The sequence below is a fragment of the Streptomyces sp. NPDC001135 genome (assembly GCF_053598395.1).
Window position 1 is genome coordinate 1 of sequence record NZ_JBSFKD010000042.1, and the last position, 22,752, is coordinate 22,752.

23 protein-coding genes are annotated in these 22,752 nt (G+C 70.7%); 9 read left to right on the forward strand and 14 right to left on the reverse strand.

The window, feature by feature from the left end:
- Window positions 1-63: 63 nt before the first annotated feature.
- On the forward strand, window positions 64-945 hold the full coding sequence (locus tag ACWC94_RS36270; RefSeq protein WP_450801536.1) for an ABC transporter permease: 882 nt from the start codon (window positions 64-66) through the stop codon (window positions 943-945).
- Window positions 946-1,075: 130 nt separating this feature from the next.
- On the opposite strand, the gene ACWC94_RS36275 is transcribed toward ACWC94_RS36270, so the two are convergent.
- Complete coding sequence (locus tag ACWC94_RS36275; RefSeq protein ID WP_450801537.1) at window positions 1,076-1,408, reverse strand: ATP/GTP-binding protein; 333 nt, start codon at window positions 1,406-1,408, stop codon at window positions 1,076-1,078.
- Window positions 1,409-1,630: 222 nt separating this feature from the next.
- On the opposite strand from ACWC94_RS36275, the gene ACWC94_RS36280 reads away from it, so the two are divergent.
- Window positions 1,631-2,659: an LLM class flavin-dependent oxidoreductase gene (locus ACWC94_RS36280; protein WP_450801538.1), complete on the forward strand. Its 1,029-nt coding sequence runs from the start codon at window positions 1,631-1,633 to the stop codon at window positions 2,657-2,659.
- Window positions 2,660-2,775: 116 nt separating this feature from the next.
- On the opposite strand, the gene ACWC94_RS36285 is transcribed toward ACWC94_RS36280, so the two are convergent.
- A complete protein-coding gene (locus ACWC94_RS36285; RefSeq protein ID WP_450801539.1) occupies window positions 2,776-3,168 on the reverse strand; it encodes an SCO5389 family protein in 393 nt (130 codons plus the stop codon).
- A 277-nt stretch (window positions 3,169-3,445) separates the two neighbouring features.
- On the opposite strand from ACWC94_RS36285, the gene nucS reads away from it, so the two are divergent.
- Window positions 3,446-4,117: an endonuclease NucS gene (gene nucS, locus ACWC94_RS36290; protein ID WP_450801540.1), complete on the forward strand. Its 672-nt coding sequence runs from the start codon at window positions 3,446-3,448 to the stop codon at window positions 4,115-4,117.
- Between the two features lie 34 nt (window positions 4,118-4,151).
- On the opposite strand, the gene ACWC94_RS36295 is transcribed toward nucS, so the two are convergent.
- From ACWC94_RS36295 to ACWC94_RS36310, 4 genes are all read right to left on the reverse strand, one after another.
- Window positions 4,152-6,635, reverse strand: a complete 2,484-nt coding sequence (locus ACWC94_RS36295) for an ATP-binding protein (RefSeq protein WP_450801603.1) — start codon at window positions 6,633-6,635, stop codon at window positions 4,152-4,154.
- 297 nt (window positions 6,636-6,932) lie between these two features.
- Window positions 6,933-7,256, reverse strand: coding sequence for an STAS domain-containing protein (locus tag ACWC94_RS36300; protein ID WP_360096613.1), 324 nt, complete (start codon window positions 7,254-7,256; stop codon window positions 6,933-6,935).
- Between the two features lie 191 nt (window positions 7,257-7,447).
- On the reverse strand, window positions 7,448-8,296 hold the full coding sequence (locus ACWC94_RS36305; protein ID WP_450801541.1) for a 3-hydroxyacyl-CoA dehydrogenase family protein: 849 nt from the start codon (window positions 8,294-8,296) through the stop codon (window positions 7,448-7,450).
- Window positions 8,297-8,802: 506 nt separating this feature from the next.
- Window positions 8,803-9,462, reverse strand: a complete 660-nt coding sequence (locus ACWC94_RS36310; protein WP_450801542.1) for a TetR/AcrR family transcriptional regulator — start codon at window positions 9,460-9,462, stop codon at window positions 8,803-8,805.
- 79 nt (window positions 9,463-9,541) lie between these two features.
- Here ACWC94_RS36310 and ACWC94_RS36315 point away from each other — a divergent pair, with 79 nt between their 5' ends.
- The 3 genes from ACWC94_RS36315 to ACWC94_RS36325 are packed head-to-tail and all read left to right on the forward strand — an operon-like array spanning window position 9,542 to window position 11,682.
- Window positions 9,542-10,327, forward strand: a complete 786-nt coding sequence (locus tag ACWC94_RS36315) for an ABC transporter ATP-binding protein (protein WP_450801543.1) — start codon at window positions 9,542-9,544, stop codon at window positions 10,325-10,327.
- Between the two features lie 19 nt (window positions 10,328-10,346).
- Window positions 10,347-11,096 (forward strand): ABC transporter permease, encoded by a 750-nt coding sequence (locus ACWC94_RS36320; RefSeq protein ID WP_450801544.1) that lies wholly within the window; start codon window positions 10,347-10,349, stop codon window positions 11,094-11,096.
- Between the two features lie 13 nt (window positions 11,097-11,109).
- Complete coding sequence (locus tag ACWC94_RS36325; protein ID WP_450801545.1) at window positions 11,110-11,682, forward strand: cob(I)yrinic acid a,c-diamide adenosyltransferase; 573 nt, start codon at window positions 11,110-11,112, stop codon at window positions 11,680-11,682.
- Here ACWC94_RS36325 and ACWC94_RS36330 read toward each other — a convergent pair.
- Complete coding sequence (locus ACWC94_RS36330; RefSeq protein ID WP_450801546.1) at window positions 11,679-12,212, reverse strand: hypothetical protein; 534 nt, start codon at window positions 12,210-12,212, stop codon at window positions 11,679-11,681. The two genes, ACWC94_RS36325 and ACWC94_RS36330, sit on opposite strands and share 4 nt — an antisense overlap.
- Before the next feature lie 151 nt (window positions 12,213-12,363).
- Between ACWC94_RS36330 and ACWC94_RS36335 the strand changes: the two genes are divergently transcribed.
- The 3 genes from ACWC94_RS36335 (at window position 12,364) to ACWC94_RS36345 (ending at window position 16,130) form a co-directional block, all read left to right on the forward strand.
- On the forward strand, window positions 12,364-13,536 hold the full coding sequence (locus ACWC94_RS36335; protein WP_450801547.1) for a sensor histidine kinase: 1,173 nt from the start codon (window positions 12,364-12,366) through the stop codon (window positions 13,534-13,536).
- On the forward strand, window positions 13,533-14,183 hold the full coding sequence (locus ACWC94_RS36340; RefSeq protein WP_450801548.1) for a response regulator: 651 nt from the start codon (window positions 13,533-13,535) through the stop codon (window positions 14,181-14,183). Before ACWC94_RS36335 ends, ACWC94_RS36340 begins: the two co-directional genes overlap by 4 nt.
- Before the next feature lie 126 nt (window positions 14,184-14,309).
- Window positions 14,310-16,130 (forward strand): glycosyl hydrolase family 18 protein, encoded by a 1,821-nt coding sequence (locus ACWC94_RS36345; protein WP_450801549.1) that lies wholly within the window; start codon window positions 14,310-14,312, stop codon window positions 16,128-16,130.
- 67 nt (window positions 16,131-16,197) lie between these two features.
- Here the strand turns inward: ACWC94_RS36345 and ACWC94_RS36350 are convergent, their stop codons facing one another.
- The 7 genes from ACWC94_RS36350 to ACWC94_RS36380 form a co-directional block, all read right to left on the reverse strand.
- A complete protein-coding gene (locus tag ACWC94_RS36350) occupies window positions 16,198-16,644 on the reverse strand; it encodes a DUF2550 domain-containing protein (RefSeq protein WP_450801550.1) in 447 nt (148 codons plus the stop codon).
- A gap of 148 nt (window positions 16,645-16,792) precedes the next feature.
- Window positions 16,793-17,167: a F0F1 ATP synthase subunit epsilon gene (locus ACWC94_RS36355; RefSeq protein WP_450801551.1), complete on the reverse strand. Its 375-nt coding sequence runs from the start codon at window positions 17,165-17,167 to the stop codon at window positions 16,793-16,795.
- Window positions 17,168-17,280: 113 nt separating this feature from the next.
- Window positions 17,281-18,717, reverse strand: a complete 1,437-nt coding sequence (gene atpD / locus ACWC94_RS36360) for a F0F1 ATP synthase subunit beta (protein ID WP_450801552.1) — start codon at window positions 18,715-18,717, stop codon at window positions 17,281-17,283.
- Window positions 18,718-19,635, reverse strand: a complete 918-nt coding sequence (locus ACWC94_RS36365; protein ID WP_450801553.1) for a F0F1 ATP synthase subunit gamma — start codon at window positions 19,633-19,635, stop codon at window positions 18,718-18,720.
- Window positions 19,636-19,656: 21 nt separating this feature from the next.
- Complete coding sequence (atpA, locus tag ACWC94_RS36370) at window positions 19,657-21,249, reverse strand: F0F1 ATP synthase subunit alpha (RefSeq protein WP_069778689.1); 1,593 nt, start codon at window positions 21,247-21,249, stop codon at window positions 19,657-19,659.
- Between the two features lie 133 nt (window positions 21,250-21,382).
- On the reverse strand, window positions 21,383-22,198 hold the full coding sequence (locus tag ACWC94_RS36375; protein WP_450801554.1) for a F0F1 ATP synthase subunit delta: 816 nt from the start codon (window positions 22,196-22,198) through the stop codon (window positions 21,383-21,385).
- The gene (locus ACWC94_RS36380; protein WP_450801555.1) at window positions 22,195-22,746 is read right to left on the reverse strand and encodes a F0F1 ATP synthase subunit B; all 552 of its coding nucleotides are present in this window, start codon (window positions 22,744-22,746) and stop codon (window positions 22,195-22,197) included. Before ACWC94_RS36380 ends, ACWC94_RS36375 begins: the two co-directional genes overlap by 4 nt.
- Between the last annotated feature and the right edge of the window lie 6 nt (window positions 22,747-22,752).

Consider the following 22,752-nt stretch of genomic DNA (forward strand, 5'->3'; position numbering starts at 1 on the left):
CTCAGACGGAGTCCCCACCCCCGCCCCCGCCCCCGCCGACCTGACCAAGCCCGAGGACGCCCGATGAGCACCCACCAGCCCCCGATGCCGCAGGCCCCCGCCGCGCCCGACTGGCAGGCGGCGCCCGGCGGTTCGTACCCCGGTTACACCTCGCCGATCCCGGTCGTGCGCACCCACCTCGGGCACGCGCTGGCCTCGGAGTGGACGAAGATCAAGTCGGTGCGCTCGACGATGTGGACGCTCGGCGTGTTCGTGGTCCTGGTCGTCGGCATCGGCCTGATGACCGGCGCGCTGGTCAAGGCCCACGCCGACACGACGAACATGGAGGGCACGAACCCGCTCTCCCTCGGGTTCTTCGGACTGCTCCTCGGCCTCATGTGCATCATCACGCTCGGCGTGCTGACCACGGCCTCGGAGTACGGCACCGGCATGGTCCGCACGACGATGACCGCGTGCCCGAGCCGGGGCCGGGTGCTCGCCGCGAAGTCGATCGTGTTCTTCCTCGTCGCGTTCGTCGTCACGCTGGCCGCGTCCGCGTTCGTGGGCATGGTCCAGGCGTCCATGCTGAGCGGCACCAGCGCCGACACGCCCTCCGGCTCGGACTGGTTCAGGGACACCGTCGGCGTCAGCCTCTACATCGCGCTGCTCGGGCTGCTCTCGCTGCTCATCGGCTCGATCGTCCGGCACTCCGCGGGCGGTATCACGATCATGATCGGTGCGGTGCTCGCGCCGCTGGTCATCGCGCTGTTCATGGCCACGTCCTCGCTGTCCGACGTACGGGAGTGGCTGTTCAAGTACTCCATCCCGAGCCAGTTGGGCGTCTTCTACGACAACACCCTGAGCGGATCCGGCCCGACCGGCTGGGACCCGCTGTGGATCATGCTGGGCCTGACGGCCGCCGCGTACGTCGGCGCCTACGCGCTCCTGCGGAGCCGGGACGTGTGAGTCTGACCGACCGACGCACGAGGGCCTCCCGGCACCGCGGATCACTCATCCGCGGGCTGCCGACGGGAGGCCCTCGTGTTTTCAAGTCCGCCGATACGGGCTGATGTCGCGCCCGACTGGCCGGCCCCGGCTAGAACCTCGGCGCGTTACGGGACCGCTGCACCCGGGTGGTGCGGCGGTCCTTCGCGTTCCAGCAGGACTTGTGCCAGTGGCGGCGGTCGTCGACGCCCGCGTGCTCCGGCCAGGCCACCACGTGCGGGACGCCGGAGGGGATCAGCTGGTCGCAACCCGGGCAGCGGTAGGTCTTGCCCTCCGCGCTCGCCCCGGCGACATGGCGCACGCTCCACTCCTCGCCCTGCCAGTGCTCGGTGGACTGCCAGCCGCCGTACCGGCCGGCGCGGTCGTCCTCGGCGCTCCGGTCCGATGATCCGGCTGCCTTCGGTCGGTTGCGACGCGGGGACACGGGACACCTCTCGGGGCTATACAGGAAGCACGGGCTGCTTCCAGCCTACGCGCCGCCACGAGGGGTACGCGTACGGAACCAAACCACACAAGTCCCCCTCTGCGAGGACCCATTCTGCAGACAATCCGCAAATCTCTCCGCCAGGCCGTGTCCTGGGCACGTGTCAGACGGTTATGCCGGGTGGGGGAGCTCCGGGTCGGAGCCAAGGAAGCAGGAAACGCGATGTACGTAGGAAGTTTTGTACTGGGCGCCCAGTTCCCGGGCCAGGGCCCCGGGGAGGCCCTGCACCGGGCCGTCCGCTCGGCGGAGGTCACCGAGGAGGCCGGGCTGGACGCCGTATGGCTGGCCGAGCACCACTTCGTGCCGTACGGCACATGCCCGTCCGCCGTCACCCTGGCCGCCCTGCTGCTCGGCCGCACCCGCCGCATCCGCGTCGGCACGGCGGTCAGTGTGCTGCCCACGGCCCACCCGGTCGCCCTCGGCGAGCAGGCCGCGCTGCTGCACCTGACGAGCGGCGGCCGGTTCAGCCTGGGTGTCGGGCGCGGCGGGCCCTGGGTGGATCTGGAGGTGTTCGGCGCGGGCCTGGAGGCGTACGAACACGGGTTCCCCGAGTCACTCGATCTGCTGCTGCGCTGGCTGCGCGAGCCGCGCGTGGCGGCCTCCGGCGAGCGGTTCCGTTTCCGCGAGGTGCCCGTCGTACCCCGCCCGTCGGAGGCGTTGGCGGAGACCCCCGGGCCGGAGGTCGTCGTCGCCTGCACCTCCCCGGCGAGCGTACGGCTGGCCGCCGAGCGCGGGCTGCCGATGCTGCTCGGCATGCACGTCGGGGACGAGGAGAAGGCCGAGATGGTCGCCCTGTGGCGGCGCTGCGCCCGGGCGGCGGGCCGGACGGGCGAGGAGATCGCGGGCGCCGCGCACGTCTCGGCCGGGGTGTGCCAGCTCGCCGACCGGCGCACGGACGCGGCCGAGATCCTGCTGAAGGCGATGCCGGGCTGGCTGAAGCAGGGCCTGGACGCGCATGTGACGGTCGACGGCCGGGAGCGTGCGATGCGCGACCCGTACGCCTACACCGAACTGCTCTGCGGCCTGCACCCGGTCGGCGCCCCACGGCTCGCCGCCGACCGGCTCGCGGCCACCTCGGAGCGCACCGGCATCACTCGTTTCGCCCTCCTCACGGAGGGCTCGGGCGATCTCGCCGCGACCGAGGAGAACCTGCGGCGGCTGGGCGCGGAGGTACTGCCCCAGTTGCGCTGAGCCGTCCCCCCGCCTCACCGGCCGCCTTGGGGGCTTGCCGCCCCAGGACCGACCACACGTCCCGCGGATGGAGCGGCAAGCGAGCGGCTCACCGGCCGGCCGTGGCGGCCCGCGCGTCAGCAGTCCCGGAGCTCCGGCGACTGGTTCAGCAACTGGTTGCGCACCGAGGTGAAGCGGGCCAGCGTCTCGTCGACCGAGGCGTCCAGCGGGAACACCGCCACCCGGTGGCAGTTCTGGAAGGCCAGCCGCACACCGAAGTGCCGCTGCAGGGCGCCGCGTATGGCGTCACTCGCGAGCGCGCGCAGCAGCTGACCGCGTGCCTGCTCGTCCGGCGGGGGCGTCTGGTTGTCGGCGAACGGGCCGCCGTCGACCTTCAGCCGGGCCACCAGGGAGCTGATCATCTCCCATGCGTAGGGCAGGGAGGTCCGGACGCAGTCGACGAATGCTGCTTCGTCGACCTCGCCTCGCTCGGCCTGTTCGAGTAGGGCCGGTGAGACGTCGAGCGACATGGGTACTCCTCTCGCACCCCCGCGGAGCAGGGGTTGCCGGACAGGTAGGGGAGTTCGCTATTTCGAACACGCTCAGTACACATATCGCGACCTCCCGTTCTCCTACGTTAGGCAACGGTCGGTGACCACACCAGCAGAATGGGTATATGGAACGGTCCCGTTACGGGCACAATCGGCCAGGGATGAACAAGAGTTTCCAGGGACAATTGGGGCGATCCACAGGGAGCGCGACGGGCGAATCGCGTGCACCGGCGCGCGTCGAGTAGCGTTGCCGACCATGCGTCTCGTCATTGCCCGGTGCTCGGTCGACTACGCCGGCCGGCTCACCGCCCACCTGCCCTCGGCGCCCCGCCTGATCCTGGTCAAGGCGGACGGCAGCGTCTCCATCCACGCCGACGACCGGGCCTACAAGCCCCTCAACTGGATGTCGCCGCCCTGCACACTGAAGGAGGGCGCGGGTGAGGACGAGGGCGTGTGGACCGTCGTCAACAAGGCGGGCGAAAAACTGATCATCACGATGGAGGAGATCCTCCACGATTCCTCGCACGAACTGGGCGTGGACCCCGGCCTGATCAAGGACGGCGTGGAAGCGCACCTCCAGGAACTGCTGGCCGACCGCATCGAGACGCTCGGCGAGGGATACACGCTGATCCGCCGCGAGTACATGACGGCCATCGGCCCGGTGGACATCCTGTGCCGGGACGCGGACGGCCAGACGGTCGCGGTCGAGATCAAGCGGCGCGGCGAGATCGACGGCGTGGAGCAACTCACGCGCTACCTGGAGCTGTTGAACCGCGATCCGCACCTGGCGCCGGTACGCGGCGTCTTCGCGGCGCAGGAGATCAAACCCCAGGCCCGCGTCCTCGCCACCGACCGCGGCATCAACTGCCAGATCCTCGACTACGACGCCATGCGGGGCATCGAGGACGACAAGCTCCGCCTGTTCTGAGCCTGCCGCCGGGCCGGCGGCAGGCTACGAAGAGCTAGATCACCGCGTCCGGGGACTCCGACGCGCTCTCCGGACTCGACGCGCTCTGCGAACTCGCCGTGGTCCCCGAACTCCGCGGCGCCGTCGGGCCGCTCGCCGTGTCCGTCGTGGACGGGGTCGTACCGCCCGTCTGGGTCGGCGTGGGGGTCGGTGTCGGCGTCGGTGTGGGTGTGCTGGAGGGCGGCGGGGTCGACGGGCTGCCGGAGGGGGTCGTCTTCGTCGGCGAGGGAGAACCCGGCCTGGTCGGCTTCGACTTGGACGGGGTCGGGGACGTCGTGCCGCCGCCGGTGCCCCGGGTGTGGCTCGGGCCGGCCGAGGGGGACGTGGCCGGCCGGGACGGGGCCGGGTCGTCGCCCGTGCCGTACGAGCCGTCGGGGCCCGGGTCCGTCGGGCGGGCGACGGTCGGACCCGAGCCGGTGCGCGCCGTCGGGTCCCTCTTCGGGTCCGCGCCGAGGTCGCCGTCGTCCAGACCCGGGCTCGCCGACGGGTTGACGTCGACCTTCCCGGCCGGGTTCTTGCCGGCGTTGTCGTCGGAGGTCATGCCGAGCGTGACGACCGTACCGAGCACGGCGGCGAGCAGCGCCCCCGAGCCGATCGCCACGAGGTTGCGGCGGGCCAGCCGCGCAAGGCCCCTGCCCCGCGCCGTGGCGGCCGCCGGGAACCGGTGGGTGACCAGGGGGTCGCCGAGGGGCACGTACGGCGGTGGCGCCGACTCCTCGTGCCGTACCTCCGGCAGTTCCTCCCCCGCCGCCACGAGCCCCGCCGCCACGAGCCCGGGCACCTCGCCGGAGCGGTCGGCGACCAGGGCCAGGGCCCGGCGGCCGGCGACGGTGCCCCGCCTGTCGGCGAGCGCCCCGCGCAGCCCGATGGACGCCTCCAGTTCGGCGCGGGCCCGGTCGAGCTGTCCGCCGCACAGCGCCAGGACGCCCAACTCATGGTGGAAATAGGCCTGTTCATGCACCTCGCCGGCCAGTCGGGAGGCTTCCGCGCCGGAGCGCAGGGCCCGTTCCCAGGCACTCCAGTGCAGCCCGGCGGCGAAGGCGGGCGCGGCCGTACGGGCGAGCCGTACCGCGCAGTTCTCCTGCCCTTCGGCGGACGGAGCCGTCTGCGGGACGACCGCGGCGAGCGCGGCCAGGACCGCGTCGGCCTCCGCGCACACCCGCTCGGCGGTGACCGACGGATGACCGGCCCACCAGGTGTAGTGCTCGGCGGCGGCCAGGGCCTGGGCGTCGGTGTCGTCGGCGTATCCGGCGGCCTCCAGCTGGGCCTGGACGCCGGCCGCGAGACGGTAGCGGGCGCCGACCGGGGAGACCAGTGCGCACGCGACGAGTTCACCGAGGGCGGCGTCGGCGTGGGTGTCGCCGATCAGTGCCGGCAGATGCGCCTGGTGCGGCACCTCGCCGCCGAGGGCGACGGCGAAGCGCAGGGTGGCGCGGGCGGAGGCGCTGAGCCGGGAGGCGAGCAGCGGGCCGGGCGCGGCGGCCTCACCGAGCGAGGGCAGGGGGATCTCGTCCGTCGGCTCCAGGGACGGTTCGACCGGCTCGCGTACGTCCTCGAAGACGCCGTACTCGTCCACCGCCCCGGCGTCGGCCCGCAGCTCGTCCCGCTGCCGGAGCAGGGCCCCGGCCTGGACGAACCTCAGCGGCAGCCCCTCGGACTCGAACCACAGGTCGCCCGCCCAGTTGGCCTCCTCCTCGGTGAGGACCCGGCCGACGGCCCGCTCCAGGATCTCCACACCGCCGGCCCGGTCGAGCCCGCCGAGGAAGACCTCCTCGACCGCGGACCCGTCGGAGGGCGCCGGCACGTCGGGGGTGGCGCCGATCAGGAACGCGCACTCGGGGGTGGCGTCGAGCAGCTCGTCGAGGGCGGTGCCGCCGAACTCGATGTCGTCCAGGACGACGACGGCGCCGATCTCACCGACGAGCGCGCGCAGTTCGTCCGGTTCCGGGCGGTGCCCGGGGGCGTCGTAGACGGCGTGGAAGAGGTCGTGGAGGAGGTCGGTGGCGGTGCGGTGGAATCCGGTGAGCCGGACCACGCCGTCGGGCGCGAGGTCCAGGCAGTCCTCGGCGACGAGGTCGAGCAGCGCGGTGCGGCCGGAGCCGCCGGGACCGGTGAGCCGGACCGAGCGGCCACGGGCCAGCAGCCGGACCAGGCGCTCGCGTTCGTCCTGCCGCTCCAGCAGGGAGAGCGCCGGCTGGGCGGGACCGGGCGGCACGGGCGGCCGGGCGGCACGCTCGGTCTCGGTGCGCTCGGCGGCGGTGCGCTTGCGGGGCCCGGCCGGCTGCCGGACCGGCGGACAGGGCTCGATCTCGCTGCCGTCGACGGGGTTGACGGTCAGCAGCAGGTCGCCGGAGACGAGCTGCGCCGTACGGGCGGGCGCGGGCGCGCTCTGGCCGAAGTCGGAGGTGAGGGATTCCCGGGGCGGGCGGCGGCCGGCCGCCTGACCGTGCTCCTCGGGTCCCCGGTCGATCGGGTCCATGGGTTCCATGCGTTCCATGGGTTCTGCCCCCCAAAAGCGTTGTGTGCCCGTGATTCCGGCCCCTCCCGGCCTTGTCGCACACCGCGCTGTCGCTTCTGGTCCGGGCCCGCTCGGTCGAGGGTTGCGAGGCGGCGGGCGACCGAACCCTAAACCTTCGCTCAGTATCTCCGACAGGGCGGGGTGCCGGGTGGTCCGAGACGTCACAGTCCGGTGAGGATTGCCCCCGGCGTGCGCTTCGCTGCCTGCGCCCGGGTCTGCCCGGGCTCTCTGGTCGCCCGGTTCACACCCGTACCCGCCTCACACCCGGGGCAGCGACTCGACCCCGATGCCGCCCTCGATGGCGAGGATGCGGTGCAGCCGGGTGGCCACCAGCAGGCGCTGCATCTGCGGCGGGACACCGCGCAGCACCAGACGGCGACCGCAGCGGCCGGCCCGCCGATGGGCACCCATGATCACCCCGAGCCCGGTGGCGTCCCAGGAGTCCAGTTCGGACAGGTCGAGCACCAGGTCGCCGACTCCGTCGTCGACGGCCGAGTGCAGGGCCGTACGGGCGTCCGCCGCGCTGCGGACGTCGAGGCGGCCCCCGACGACCAGCTCGGCATGGTCGCCCCTGATGTGCATAAGCGCTCCCCGTTGAGTGCGGTTGGCGTACTCGGTGACGGTGCTTGCACCGTCTGACTGCGTGAGTGGTGGTGCGGTTGCTGGTTGTAAGCGAACCGATACCGAATTCACCCCTGGGGGTGATGTTCCCGGGGTGAATGTCGGGCGTTGTCCGGGTACGGGTGGGTCTCAGTGCGCGTGACGGGCGGGTCTCAGTACGTGTAGAAGCCCTGCCCGCTCTTGCGGCCGATGTCACCGGCATCCACCATCCGGCGCATCAGCTCCGGCGGGGCGAACTTCTCGTCCTGGGACTCGGTGTAGATGTTGCCGGTGGCGTGCAGCAGGATGTCCACGCCGGTGAGGTCGGCGGTGGCGAGCGGGCCCATGGCGTGACCGAAGCCCAGCTTGCAGGCGAGGTCGATGTCCTCGGCGGTGGCGACACCGGACTCGTAGAGCTTGGTCGCCTCGACGACGAGGGCGGAGATGAGGCGGGTCGTCACGAACCCGGCGACGTCCCGGTTGACGACGATGCAGGTCTTGCCGACGGACTCGGCGAACTCCCGCGCGGTGGTGAGGGCTTCGTCGCTGGTCTTGTAGCCCCGGACCAGCTCGACGAGCTGCATCATCGGCACCGGCGAGAAGAAGTGGACGCCGACGACCCGCTCGGGGCGCTCGGTGACCGCCGCGATCTTGGTGATCGGGATGGCGGAGGTGTTGGAGGCGAGCACGGCGTCCTCGCGCACGAGCTTGTCGAGCGCGCGGAAGATCTCGTGCTTGACCTCCAGCTTCTCGAACACGGCCTCGACCACGACGTCCGCGTCGGCGGCGGCGTCCAGGTCGGTGGTCGCGGTGATGCGGGCCAGGGAGGCCTCGGCGTCCTGCGCCTCCAACTTCCCCTTGCTCACGAACTTGTCGTACGACGCCTTGATACCGTCGGTGCCACGCCTGAGCGCCTCGTCGGTGACGTCACGCAGGACGACGTCCCAGCCCGCCTGCGCGGCGACCTGAGCGATACCGGACCCCATCAGCCCGGCCCCGATGACGGCAAGCTTCCGTGCCACTCCGACTCCCCTTTGAACGCACTCCAAGTCTGCTTCTCCGGCGGACCATAGCGCTCCGGAGCGGCTGTGTGAGCAGTAAGTAACGCGCGTCACGTCCCACTTGACGGACATCACACCGGTAGCGGTACGTGCCGCCCGGCCGGAGCGCCTGCGCGGTACTGCGCACCCGGAAGTGGCTTTTCACCCCAATGGATTGAATCGTCGCCGTTCGTCCACCGGCTCGCGGGCCGGGCCGGCGCGCTCCGAGGGGTGCGCCAGGCCGGCGCGAAGGGCGAGCACCGGACACAGCCGGGAGCCCCGCAACCGCTGCGCGGAGGAACCCCGCCGCCTGCGCACCTCCAGAGGCCCGGGTCACCGGCGTCATGCCCCCGCGGCTGACGGACGGTACCGCTGCGGCTCACACCGAGAACGCGCACCGTGGTGAACTGATCGCAGAACACGCTGCAGTTGGGCGGCTGCGACGCCCCTCTTCGCGGCCGGCTCCCGGTCCTCGTTCGTCGCGGGCGTCAGGACGGGGCGTCGCGCCGGTCCCGCCCGCGGACCGCATAGCCGAGGACACGCTCACTCAGCAGGTCCTCGATGTCGTCCAGCAGCACCAGCACCTCCCGGGACACGGCGCGAGGGTCGCGCCCCTTGACCATCTCGCGGCCGATGACCGCGACGACCGTGCTGTGGATCCAGCCGATCTGGCCGGCCATCAGGTGGGGCAGTTCGTCGTCGTCGGGTGCGCCGGTGTCCTCGCGGAGCACCTGTTCCAGGTGGGCCTGGACCTCCTGGGCGAGGGCCCACAGGCGGGAGCGCAGGGCGGGGGCCTCCTCGATGACCTTCATGAAGGCGGCGTAGCCGGGGAGCAGGCCGACCCGGGGGGAGACCGCCTCGACCTCCTCGCGCAGCTCGCGGAGGACCGCCGCGGCGGCCGACTCGCCTTCGGGCCTGCCCCGGACCCAGCGGGCGAGGCGGTCGATCACGCCCGCCGAGCGGTCGAAGAAGAGGTCCTCCTTGGCCGGGAAGTAGTTGTAGACGGTGTTGACGGAGACGTTCGCCGCCTCGGCGATCTCCGCGACCGTCACCGCGTCGAAACCGCGCTCGACGAACAGTCCCGTGGCGACATCCGAGATGTACTGCCTGGTCTGCCGCTTCTTCCGCTCCCTGAGCCCCTCTGCCATGCCCGCATCCTAACTTCGCTGGAGCCGATGAAAACTTGGGGTCATTGCAAATTTTCAGAGACTCTGTTTTTCTGGGGCCATGGCAGCAGTCATCAGCGCGGCGGGTCTCGCCCGCACCTTCCAGACCAGGTCCGGCCCAGTGGAGGCGGTGCGCGGCATCGACCTCGCCGTCCGGGAAGGCGAGATCCTCGGCTTCCTCGGGCCCAACGGCGCCGGCAAGACGACCACCCTGCGGATGCTCACCACCCTGCTGAAGCCGACCGGCGGCGCGGCCACCGTCGCCGGCCACGATCTATCGACGGATCCGGCCGGGGTGCGCACGGCGATCGGGTACGTCGCCCAGTCCGGCGGGGTCGATCCGCAGATCACCGTGCGGGAGGAGCTGGTCACCCAGGGACGGATGTACCGGCTGTCCAGGGCCGAGGCGAGCGCCCGGGCCGAGGAACTCGCCCGCGACCTGGACCTCACCGGGTTCCTGGACCGCAAGGCCGGTGCCCTCTCCGGTGGTCAGCGGCGGCGGCTGGACATCGCGATGGCGCTCACCCACCGGCCCGGGGTGCTGTTCCTGGACGAGCCGACCACCGGCCTCGACCCGGGCAGCCGGGCCGACCTGTGGGACCTGGTCCGGCGGCTGCGCGACGACCACGGCACGACCGTCTTCCTGACCACGCACTACCTGGACGAGGCGGACGCCCTCGCCGACCGTCTGGTGATCGTCGACAAGGGCACGGTCGCCGCCGAGGGCACACCGAGCGCGCTGAAGCTCCAGTACGGCGGCTCGATCGACGCCTCCCTGCAGGACACCTTCCTCGCCGTGACCGGCCGCGGCCCCGCCCCGGCCGACGCCGCCCCCGTCGCCGTATAGCCGCAGAGGGATCCCACACATGCTTCTTCACGACACGGCCCTCATCTACGGCCGTTACCTCCGCCAGTCCCTGCGCTCCCGCTTCGCCCTGCTCTTCGGGGTGCTCACGCCCCTGCTGTATCTGCTCTTCTTCGGGCCGCTGCTCACCGGTCTGCCGCTGGGCGGCACGGGCAGCTCCTGGCAGGTGCTGGTCCCCGGGCTGCTGCTCCAACTCGGCCTGTTCGGGGCCCTGTTCGCCGGATTCACGGTCATCGTCGAGAAGGGGCAGGGGGTGGTGGAGCGGATGCGGGTGACCCCGGTCAGCCGACTCGCCCTGCTGCTCGGCCGGGTGCTGCGCGACGCCACGGTCTTCGTCTTCCAGGCGGTGCTGCTGGTGCTGGCCGCGCTTGCCATGGGCCTGCGCGCGCCGCTCGCGGGTGTCCTGATCGGCTTCGGGTTCGTCGCCCTGCTCACCCTGTCGCTGGCCTCGCTGTCGTACGCGCTCGGGATGAAGGCGCGCACCCCGCAGGAGTTCGGCCCGCTCATCAACATGGTGTCGATGCCCTCGATGCTGCTGTCCGGCCTGATGCTCCCGATGACCCTGGCACCGGCCTGGCTGGACGTGCTGTCGCACTTCGTGCCGTTCCGCTATCTGGTGGACGCGGTGCGCGACGCCTACGTCGGCCACTACGCGACCGCGCACATGCTCTACGGCGTCCTCGTAGCCGTCGGCTTCGCGGCGCTGACCGTGACGGTGGGCACACGGGTGTTCCGGACGGCCGGGGCGTAACTACGCTGGTCACATGGTCAATCTGACGCGTATCTACACCAGGACCGGCGACAAGGGCACCACCCACCTCGGCGACATGAGCCGGGTGCCCAAGACGGACCTCAGGATCTCCGCGTACGCCGACGCCAACGAGGCCAACGCGGTGATCGGCACCGCGATCGCGCTGGGCGGTCTGGAGGAGGAGGTCACGGCGGTCCTCACACGCGTCCAGAACGACCTGTTCGACGTGGGTGCGGACCTGTCGACGCCGGTGGCGGAGAACCCGGAGTTCCCGCCGCTGCGGGTCGAGCAGTTCTACGTCGACAAGCTGGAGGCGGACTGCGACCGCTTCAACGAGCGGCTGGACAAGCTCCGCTCCTTCATCCTGCCCGGCGGCACCCCGGGCGCGGCCCTCCTGCACCAGGCCTGCACGGTCGTACGGCGGGCCGAGCGCTCGACCTGGGCGGCCCTGGAGGTGCACGGCGAGACGATGAACCCCCTCACCGCGACCTACCTCAACCGCCTGTCGGACCTGCTGTTCATCCTGGCGCGCACCGCGAACAAGGACGTCGGCGATGTGCTGTGGGTGCCGGGTGGTGAGCGTTAGCGCTCGCGCTTCGGGAACAGCGTGTAGCTGCCGGCGATGATCACGTTGATGCCGATCACCCACAGCATCCGCAGCTGCCACTGGCGCAGTGAACCGGTCTCGCCGGCGGAACCGACGTACCAGACAGCGGCCTGGAGCAGGGCCAGGGCGACCAGTGCGGCCAGGATCCAGCGGCCCGCGACCCTCCACTCGTGGACGGTGCGGGCCGTGCCGTACTTCGGCGGCTTCACCGGGGGCGGGCCGCCGGCGAAGCGGTGGGCGACCTGGGCGTCGGCCCACTTGATCGTCGAGTGGCCGAGCCCGACCGTGAAGCCGATGTAGACGGCGGCCAGGCCGTGCCGCCAGTCCGGCTGCGCGCCGTGCTTGAGGTCGATCGCCGTCACCACGAACAGCACGACCTCCAGCAGCGGCTCGCACAGCAGCAGCGCGAGGCCGGTGCGGGGCATCCGCAGCCCGTAACGGAAGGTCAGTCCGGCCGCCAGCAGCACCCAGAACGCCACCTCACAGGCGATGATCAGCCATACGATCACGGTTCGCTCCCCTCGTTCACCCGTCAAGGCTCCCGGCGGCCGGGGCGCGGATCGTCGTCGGCGCGGGCGAACTGGGCGTAAGCGAAAGTTGCAGTCCAGTACCCTGCCCGGGGAGCACGCGGGCCGTCCGTGGGCCGTGTTGGATGGGGGCATGCCCCTCGCACTCCCCCGCCCCCACCGTGACGACCTGCGGATCGCCGTGAGCGGGCTGCTCGGCGGACTGCTGCTGTGGTCGCTCGGTCTCCACTCGCGTGAGTCCACGGACCCGCTCGTGCTGTGGTCGGCGCCCTGGGCCCCGCTGGTCCCGCTGGCGGTGACGGCCGCCTGCGAGCCGCTGCGCCGCACCCGGCCCCGCATCGGTCTGCTGGTCGGCACGCTCGCACTGACCCTGGACACGGTGACCCTCGGCAACCTCGTCACCGTCGTGCTGTACACCGACCTGATGTACGCGGCCGTCGTGTACGGCACCCCGGCCGCCGCCCGCCGCATCCCCTTGATCACCGGGATGCTGACGGTGCTCGGCGGGGTCGTACCGGCCACCCTGTGGCGCGATCCGAAGGGGCTGCTGATCGGTGTCGGGGTCGGCGTGGTCGCGCTCGCGCCCGCCGCGACCGGCTGGGTGGTGCGCGACCACCGGGACGCGGCCGAGGCGGCCCGGCTGCGGGCGGAACAGACCGCGCTGCTCGCGGAGATGGACCGCACCCAGGCGGTCACCGCCGAGCGGGCGCGCATGGCACGGGAGTTGCACGACATGGTGGCCAACCATCTGTCCGCGATCGCCATCCACTCCACGGCCGCGCTGTCCCTCGACGATCCGGCGACCTCGCGGGACGCCCTGGGCGTGATCCGGGAGAACAGCGTGGAGGGGCTGGCCGAGATGCGGCGGCTGATCGGCATCCTGCGGGACAGCGGCGGTGACCTGGAGCCGGCCGCCACACCGACGCTCGACGGCCTCGCCACCCTGGTCAAGGGCGCCCGCGCCAACGGCCTGGACGTGCGCCTCGACGCCGGCCACGGCCGGGTGCCGGCGCCGGTGGAGCTGGCGGCCTACCGGATCGTGCAGGAGTCACTGACCAACGCGCTCAAGCACGCGGCGCCGGGGACGGTCCGGGTGGCCGTGCGGCAGACCGAGGACACCCTGACCGTCGAGGTCACGAGCCCCTACCGGCCCGGTGACACTCCGCGCGCCCCCGGCTCGGGCTCCGGGCTCACCGGGATGCGGGAGCGGGCGAACCTGCTCGGCGGCGGCTTCACGGCCGGAGCCGAGGCCGGCCTGTGGACCGTACGCGCCACGCTTCCGCTCACCGAAGGAGCCCCCGCATGAACCAGCCCATCCATGTGCTCGTCGCCGAGGACCAGGCCGCCGTACGCGCCGGGCTCGTACTGATCCTGCGCAGCGCACCCGACATCGAGGTGGTCGGCGAGGCCGCGGACGGGGAGCGGGCGGTGGAGCTGGCCCGGGAACTGCGGCCGGACCTGGTGCTGATGGATGTGCAGATGCCGCGCCTGGACGGGGTGTCGGCGACCCGGCAGATCGTGGCGGAGCAGGTCGCGGACGTGCTCGTGCTGACCACCTTCGACCTGGACGAGTACGTGTTCGGGGCGTTGCGGGCCGGGGCGGCCGGGTTCCTGCTGAAGAACACCGAGGCGCGGGACCTGCTGGAGGCGGTGCGGACGGTGGCGCGCGGGGAGGGTGTCGTCGCGCCCGCGGTGACCCGGCGGCTGATCGCCGAGTTCGCGGCGGGTCCGGTGCGGGGGGCGAAGGCCGATCCGGCCGTGCTGGACGGTCTGACCCGGCGCGAGCGGGAGGTGCTGTCCTGTGTCGGCCAGGGGTTGTCGAACGCCGAGATCGCCGCGCGGCTGCGGATGGCGGAGGGCACGGTGAAGACCCACGTCAGCCGACTGCTGGCCAAGCTGGAGCTGCGCAGCCGGGTCCAAGCGGCCGTACTGGCGCAGGAGTTGGGGATCTGACGCAGCGAACGGGAGAAGTGGTCCAGACCTATTGACGGGTGGTCCAGACCTTTCTACTCTCGCAGCACCGTGGGCGTGAAGGCTCAGTCACGCCCCTGACATCCCCACATTTCGAGGAGGCGCAGCATGCGCTTCAGACACAGAGCCGCGGCAGGCTTCGCGACCCTGCTGCTCCCCCTGGCCGGCCTCGTCGGTCTCGCGGGCCCCGCCCAAGCCGCGGCCGACACCACGGCGAGCTTCACCAAGACCAGCGACTGGGGCACCGGCTTCGGCGGCCAGTGGACCATCAAGAACACCGGCACCAGCAGCATCAGCTCCTGGACCGTCGAGTGGGACTTCCCCTCGGGTACGCCCGTCACCTCCGCCTGGGACGCGGACGTCACGAGCTCCGGGAACCACTGGACCGCGAAGAACAAGTCCTACAACGGCAGCATCGCCCCCGGCGCCTCCGTCTCCTTCGGCTTCAACGGCTCGGGCCCCGGCTTGCCGGCCAACTGCAAGCTGAACGGCGGTAGTTGCGACGGTACGACGGTCCCCGGTGACGCGGCACCCTCCGCGCCCGGCACCCCGACCGCCTCGAACACCACCGACACCTCGGTCAAGCTCTCCTGGGGCGCGGCCACCGACGACAAGGGCGTGAAGAACTACGACGTCCTGCGCGACGGCAAGGTCGTCGGTACCGTGACGGCCACCTCGTACACGGACAGCGGCCTGACCGCCGGAACCGACTACTCGTACACCGTGCGGGCCCGGGACACCGCCGACCAGACCGGCCCGGTCAGCGGGGCGGTCAAGGTGCACACCACCGGAGGCACCACCACTCCCCCGACCACCGGCGACAAGGTCAAGCTCGGCTACTTCACCGAGTGGGGGATCTACGGCCGCAACTACAACGTCAAGAACCTGGTGACGTCCGGCTCGGCCGCGAAGATCACGCACATCAACTACGCCTTCGGCAACGTGACCAACGGCCAGTGCGCGATCGGCGACTCCTACGCCGACTACGACAAGGCGTTCACCGCCGACCAGTCGGTCAGCGGCGTCGCCGACACGTGGGACCAGCCGCTGCGCGGCAACTTCAACCAGCTGCGCGAGCTGAAGGCCAGGTACCCGAACCTCAAGGTGCTGTGGTCCTTCGGCGGCTGGACCTGGTCCGGCGGCTTCGCCCAGGCCGCCGCCAACCCGGCCGCGTTCGCCCAGTCCTGCTACAACCTGGTGGAGGACCCGCGCTGGGCCGACGTGTTCGACGGCATCGACATCGACTGGGAGTACCCGAACGCCTGCGGCCTGTCCTGCGACACCAGCGGGGCGGCGGCCTTCAAGAACGTGCTGGCCGCACTGCGCGCCAAGTTCGGCTCCAAGGCCCTGGTCACGGCCGCGGTCACCGCCGACGGCTCCTCCGGCGGCAAGATCGAGGCCGCCGACTACGCCGGTGCCGCCCAGTACGCCGACTGGTACAACGTGATGTCGTACGACTTCTTCGGCGCGTGGGACGCCAAGGGCCCGACCGCCCCGCACTCCCCGCTCACCTCGTACTCCGGCATCCCGAAGGCCGGCTTCGACACGGCCGACGCGATCGCCAAGTACAGGTCCGCCGGCGTCCCCGCGTCCAAGCTGCTCATCGGCATCGGCCTCTACGGCCGCGGCTGGACCGGTGTCACCCAGGACGCCCCGGGTGGCACGGCCACGGGACCGGCGGCCGGCACCTATGAGCAGGGCATCGAGGACTACAAGGTGCTCAAGACGTCCTGCCCCGTCACCGGCACCGTGGCGGGCACGGCGTACGCGCACTGCGGCGGCAACTGGTGGTCGTACGACACCCCGTCGACCATCGCCGGGAAGATGGGCTGGGCCAGGTCCCAGGGGCTCGGCGGGGCCTTCTTCTGGGAGTTCAGCGGCGACACCAGCAACGGTGAGCTGGTGAACGCCATCAGCAGCAACCTGTAGGCGAGCAGTCTCCGCTCAGTGGCCACATTCGCTCCCCCTCGGCTTCGTCTGGGGAGAGTGAATGGGGCTACGCCACATTCACTCGCTGACCGGGCGGGGCTGCCTCCAGCCACGCGAGGAATCCGGTCAGCGCGTCTTCGCTCATCGCGAGTTCGAGGCGCGTGCCCCGATGGGTACAGGCGAGGACCACCGCGTCGGAGAGCAGTGCCAGCTCCTCCTCACCCTCGGGCAGCCGGCGGCCGGCCACCTCGATCTGCGCGCGCTCCAGGGTGCGGCGCGGGCGGAAGGCGTAGGAGAAGACGCGGTACCACTCGATGCGGTCGCCGTTGTAGCGGGCGACGCCGTAGCTCCAGCCCTTGCCGTTGGCGTCCGGTTTCTCGGCCACGTCCCAGCGCAGGGAACAGTCGAAGGTGCCGCCGGAGCGCTGGATGAGTCTGCGGCGCAGCCCGAACAGGAACAGTCCCACCACCACGAGCGCGACCACGATCCCGCACACAGTCAGAGCGAGGAACATCGGCACCGACCTCCTCGTCTCCTAGGAACTGCTTCTGTCACTTCGTAATGAAACGGAAAAAACACCCACATCTACCTCAGCCGCGACCGGCACCGGATTGCTCCGGGCCGGCCGCGGCTGAGTGACGTCAACGTACCGCGCGACTGGTTCAGCGCGCCGTCGCAGCGCGCAGGCGGACGTCCGCGCGACGCTCGGCGGCGGCGTCGCCCTCCGCCTTCGCGCGCTCCAGCTCCCGCTCCGTGCGCTGGACATCGATCTCGTCCGACAGCTCGGCGATCTCGGCCAGCAGCGACAGCTTGTTGTCCGCGAACGAGATGAAACCGCCGTGCACCGCGGCGACGACCGTTCCACCATCACTCGTCCGGATGGTCACCGGGCCCGACTCCAGCACACCGAGCAGCGGCTGGTGACCGGGCATGACGCCGATGTCGCCGGACGTGGTGCGCGCGACGACCAGGGTGGCCTCGCCGGACCAGACCTGGCGGTCGGCGGCGACCAGCTCGACGTGCAGATCAGCAGCCAAGGGTGGCTCCTCGGGTCACCACCCGGCGGTTGTGCCGGGTGTTGGGGTCAATTCTAGGGGGCGTGTGTGAGGGGGCGGGACGCACCCCGCCCCCTCACACGAACTCAGCGAGTTCAGGAGACGCCGAGCTCCTTGGCGTTGGCCTTGAGGTCCTCCAGGCCACCGCACATGAAGAACGCCTGCTCCGGGAAGTGGTCGTACTCACCGTCGATGATCGCGTTGAACGCGGCGATCGACTCGTCCAGCGGCACGTCCGACCCGTCGACGCCGGTGAACTGCTTGGCGACGTGGGTGTTCTGGGACAGGAAGCGCTCCACGCGACGGGCACGGTGGACGACGAGCTTGTCCTCCTCGCCGAGCTCGTCGATACCGAGGATCGCGATGATGTCCTGGAGGTCCTTGTACTTCTGCAGGACCGTCTTCACGCGCATGGCGGCGTTGTAGTGGTCCGCGGCGATGTAGCGCGGGTCCAGGATCCGGGACGTGGAGTCCAGCGGGTCCACGGCCGGGTAGATGCCCTTCTCGGAGATCGGACGGGACAGAACCGTCGTCGCGTCGAGGTGGGCGAAGGTGGTGGCCGGGGCCGGGTCGGTCAGGTCGTCCGCGGGGACGTAGATCGCCTGCATCGAGGTGATCGAGTGACCGCGGGTCGAGGTGATGCGCTCCTGGAGGAGACCCATCTCGTCGGCCAGGTTCGGCTGGTAACCCACCGCGGACGGCATACGGCCGAGCAGCGTGGAGACCTCGGAACCGGCCTGCGTGAAGCGGAAGATGTTGTCGATGAAGAACAGCACGTCCTGCTTCTGGACGTCACGGAAGTACTCGGCCATGGTCAGGCCGGCCAGCGCGACGCGCAGACGGGTGCCCGGGGGCTCGTCCATCTGACCGAAGACCAGCGCGGTCTTGTCGATGACGCCCGAGTCCGACATCTCCTCGATCAGGTCGTTGCCCTCACGGGTGCGCTCACCGACACCGGCGAACACGGAGACACCGTCGTGGTTGTTGGCGACGCGGTAGATCATCTCCTGGATGAGCACCGTCTTGCCGACGCCGGCGCCACCGAACAGACCGATCTTTCCACCCTTGACGTACGGGGTGAGGAGGTCGATGACCTTGACGCCGGTCTCGAACATCTCGGTCTTCGACTCGAGCTCGTCGAAGTTCGGAGCCTTGCGGTGGATGCCCCAGCGCTCGCCCTCGTAGCGCTCGTCGACGTTCAGCACCTCACCGAGGGTGTTGAACACCTTGCCCTTGGTGAAGTCGCCGACGGGCACCGTGATGGAGTCGCCGGTGTCGACGACCGGGGCCTGGCGGACCAGACCGTCGGTGGGCTGCATGGAGATGGTGCGGACCAGGCCGTCACCCAGGTGCTGGGCGACCTCCAGGGTCAGCGTCTTCTTCTCGCCCGCGTTCGCCGGGTCGGAGACCTCGACGTGCAGGGCGTTGTAGATCTCCGGCATCGCGTCGACGGGGAACTCCACGTCGACGACCGGGCCGATGACCCGGGCGACGCGGCCCGTAGCCGTCGCGGTCTCAACAGTGGTGGTCATTTATCGGTCACTCCCCGCGGTCGCGTCGGCCAGTGCGCTCGCGCCACCGACGATCTCGCTGATTTCCTGGGTGATGTCGGCCTGACGGGCCGCGTTGGCAAGCCGGGTGAGGTTCTCGATGAGCTCACCGGCGTTGTCGGTGGCCGACTTCATCGCGCGCCGCGTGGCGGCGTGCTTCGAAGCGGCCGACTGGAGCAGCGCGTTGTAGATACGGCTCTCCACGTAGCGCGGCAGCAGGGCGTCGAGGACGTCCTCCGCCGAGGGCTCGAAGTCGTACAGCGGGAGGATCTCCCCCTTGGGGTGAGCCTCCTCGGCGACCTCTTCGAGGCGCAGCGGCAGCAGCCGGGCGTCCAGCGCCGTCTGCGTCATCATCGAGACGAACTCGGTGAAGACGATGTGGAGTTCGTCCACACCACCCTCGGCCGTGTCCTTCTCGATCGCCTCGATCAGGGGCGCCGCGACCTTCTTGGCGTCCGCGTACGTCGGCTCGTCCGTGAAGCCCGTCCACGACTCCGCGACCTTGCGCTCACGGAAGTTGTAGTGGGCGACACCGCGCCGGCCGACGATGTACGTGTCGACCTGCTTGCCGTCGCGCTCCAGGCGCTCGGTCAGCTGCTCCGCCGTCTTGATGGCGTTGGAGTTGAAGGCGCCGGCCAGACCGCGGTCGCTCGTGAGGAGCAGGACCGCGGCACGGGTCGGGTTCTCCGCCTCCGTGGTGAGCGGGTGCTTGGTGTTCGAGCCGGTGCCGACCGCCGTGACCGCGCGTGTCAGCTCGGTCGCGTACGGCGTGGAGGCCGCCACCTTGCGCTGCGCCTTGACGACGCGCGAGGCGGCGATCATCTCCATCGCCTTCGTGATCTTCTTGGTCGCGCTGACGGATCGGATGCGACGCTTGTAGACCCGGAGCTGGGCTCCCATGAGTCAGGTCCCTTCCTTACGTCACTTGGCGGCAGCGGCAGGAACGTCCTCGCCGAGCAGCTTGCCGTCCGAGGTCTCGAACTGCTTCTTGAACTCGGCCACCGCGTCGTCGATCGCCTGGATCGTGTCGTCCGACATCTTCGCGCCCTCCTTGATGGAGGTCATCAGGCCCTGGTGCTTCCGGTGCAGGAAGTCGATCAGTTCCTTCTCGAAGCGGCGGATGTCGGCGACCGGGACGTCGTCCATACGGCCGTTGGTGCCGGCCCAGACGGAGACGACCTGGTCCTCGGTGGCCATCGGCTGGTACTGGTCCTGCTTCAGCAGCTCGACCATGCGCGAACCGCGCTCCAGCTGAGCCTTGGAGGCCGCGTCCAGGTCGGAACCGAAGGCGGCGAACGCCTCCAGCTCACGGAACTGGGCGAGGTCCACACGGAGGCGGCCGGAGACCTGGCGCATCGCCTTGTGCTGCGCGGAACCACCGACTCGGGAGACGGAGATACCGACGTTCAGCGCGGGACGCTGACCGGCGTTGAACAGGTCCGACTCCAGGAAGCACTGGCCGTCGGTGATGGAGATGACGTTGGTCGGGATGAACGCCGAGACGTCGTTGGCCTTGGTCTCGACGATCGGCAGACCGGTCATCGAACCGGCACCCATGTCGTCGGAGAGCTTGGCGCAGCGCTCCAGCAGCCGGGAGTGCAGGTAGAAGACGTCACCCGGGTAGGCCTCACGGCCCGGCGGGCGGCGCAGCAGCAGGGACACGGCGCGGTAGGCGTCGGCCTGCTTCGACAGGTCGTCGAAGATGATCAGGACGTGCTTGCCCTCGTACATCCACTGCTGACCGATGGCCGAACCGGTGTACGGCGCCAGGTACTTGAAGCCGGCCGGGTCGGACGCCGGGGCGGCGACGATGGTCGTGTACTCCAGCGCGCCGTTCTCCTCCAGCGCGCGGCGCACGCCGGCGATGGTGGAGCCCTTCTGGCCGATGGCGACGTAGATGCAGCGGACCTGCTTCTTCGGGTCGCCGGTGCGCCAGTTGTCACGCTGGTTGATGATCGTGTCGACGGCCAGGGCGGTCTTGCCGGTCTGGCGGTCACCGATGATCAGCTGACGCTGACCACGGCCGATCGGGGTCATCGCGTCGACGGCCTTGTAGCCGGTCTCCATCGGCTCGTGCACCGACTTGCGCTGCATGACCGTGGGGGCCTGCAGCTCCAGCGCACGGCGGCCGGACGTCTCGATCTCGCCGAGGCCGTCGATCGGGTTGCCGAGCGGGTCGACGACCCGGCCGAGGTAGCCCTCGCCGACCGCGACGGAGAGGACCTCACCGGTACGCGTGACCGGCTGACCCTCCTCGATGCCGCTGAACTCACCGAGGACGATGGCACCGATCTCGCGCTCCTCGAGGTTGAGGGCGAGGCCGAGGGTGCCGTCCTCGAACTTCAGCAGTTCGTTGGCCATGGCCGAGGGAAGACCCTCGATCTTCGCGATGCCGTCGCCGGCAAGGGTGACCGTACCGACCTCCTCGCGCGAGGCCGCGTCCGGCTTGTACGACTGGACGAAGTTCTCCAGCGCGTCCCGGATCTCCTCCGGCCGGATCGTGAGCTCCGCCATCTGGGTTCCCTGCTCTCCTTGTTGGGCCCGAAGTTTCACTTTGGGGGTCTGGGGGCGACCCCCAGGATTCTTCTGCACGGCCCAACCAGGGCCGTCGTGAGTACTACTGCTGTTCTCGAATACCGAGCGTCGCTCAGCTCGCCATGCGGCGGGCGGCGTCGTCCAGCCGGTCCGCGAGGGAGCCGTTGATGACCTCGTCACCGACCTGTACCCGGATCCCGCCGACGACGCCGGGGTCCACGTCCAGGTTGAGGTGCATCCGGCGGCCGTAGAGCTTCGCGAGGGCGTCGCCCAGGCGCTGCTTCTGCGGGTCGCTCAGCGGCACCGCCGACGTGACGGTCGCCACCAGGCGGTCCCGGCGGTCGGCGGCGAGCTTGGACAAGGACTCCAGTCCCGCTTCCAGGCTACGTCCCCGCGGCGCGGTCACGAGGCGCGCGACCAGACGCTCGGTGGCGGGCTTGGCCCGTCCGCCCAGCAGCCGGTGCAGCAGCTCCGTCTTGGCCTGTCCGCCGGCGGCGCGGTCGGTGAGCGCGGCGCGCAGCTCGGTGTTCGAGGAGACGATCCGGCCGAACCGGAACAGCTCGTCCTCGACGTCGTCGAGGGTGCCCGACTTCTCCGCGGCCGTGAGGTCGGCGGTGCTCGCCAGCTCCTCCAGCGCGTCCACCAGGTCGCGGGGCTGCGACCAGCGGGAGCGCGCCATCCCGGCCACCAGGTCCGCGGTGGCACCGCTGACCTGGCCACCGATCAGACGCTCCACCAGCTGCGCCTTGGCCTCCGCGGGCTGCGCCGGGTCGGTGAGGACCCTGCGCAGGCCGGCCTCGCGGTCGAGCAGCGCGGTGACGGCCGCCAGCTCGTCGGCGAGCGAAGCGGCGTCGGCGGACGTGGAGTCCGTCAGCGCGTCGAGACGCTCCCGTGCGGCTGCCAGGGCCTCGCGGCTCGCTCCGTTCATCGCGTGGCCTCGGCCTTCTCCTCGAGCTCGTCGAGGAAGCGGTCGATCACACGGCTCTGGCGGGCGTGGTCCTCGAGGGACTCGCCGACGAGCTTGCCGGCCAGGTCGGTGGCGAGCTTGCCGACGTCCTGACGCAGCGCGGAAGCGGCGGCCTTGCGGTCGGCCTCGATCTGGGCGTGACCGGCGGCGACGATCTCCTCGCGCTGCCGCTGGCCCTCGGCCCGCATCTCGGCGATGAGCGCGGCACCCTGCTCCTGCGCCTCCTGACGCAGGCGCGCGGCCTCGTGCCGGGCCTCGGCGAGCTGGGCCTTGTACTGCTCAAGGACGCTCTGGGCCTCGACCTTCATGGCGTCGGCCTCTTCGATACCGCCTTCGATCGCCGCGCGGCGCTCCTCCAGAACCTTGTTGATGTTCGGAAGCAGCTTCTTCCAGAAGAAGAAGAACACGATGGCGAAGGCGATGGTGCCGACGAGCAGCTCGGGACCAGCCGGGACGAGCGGGTTCTGCTCCGTCTCCTCGGCCGCCAGCTGTGCCAGGTGGGCGATCACATCAGT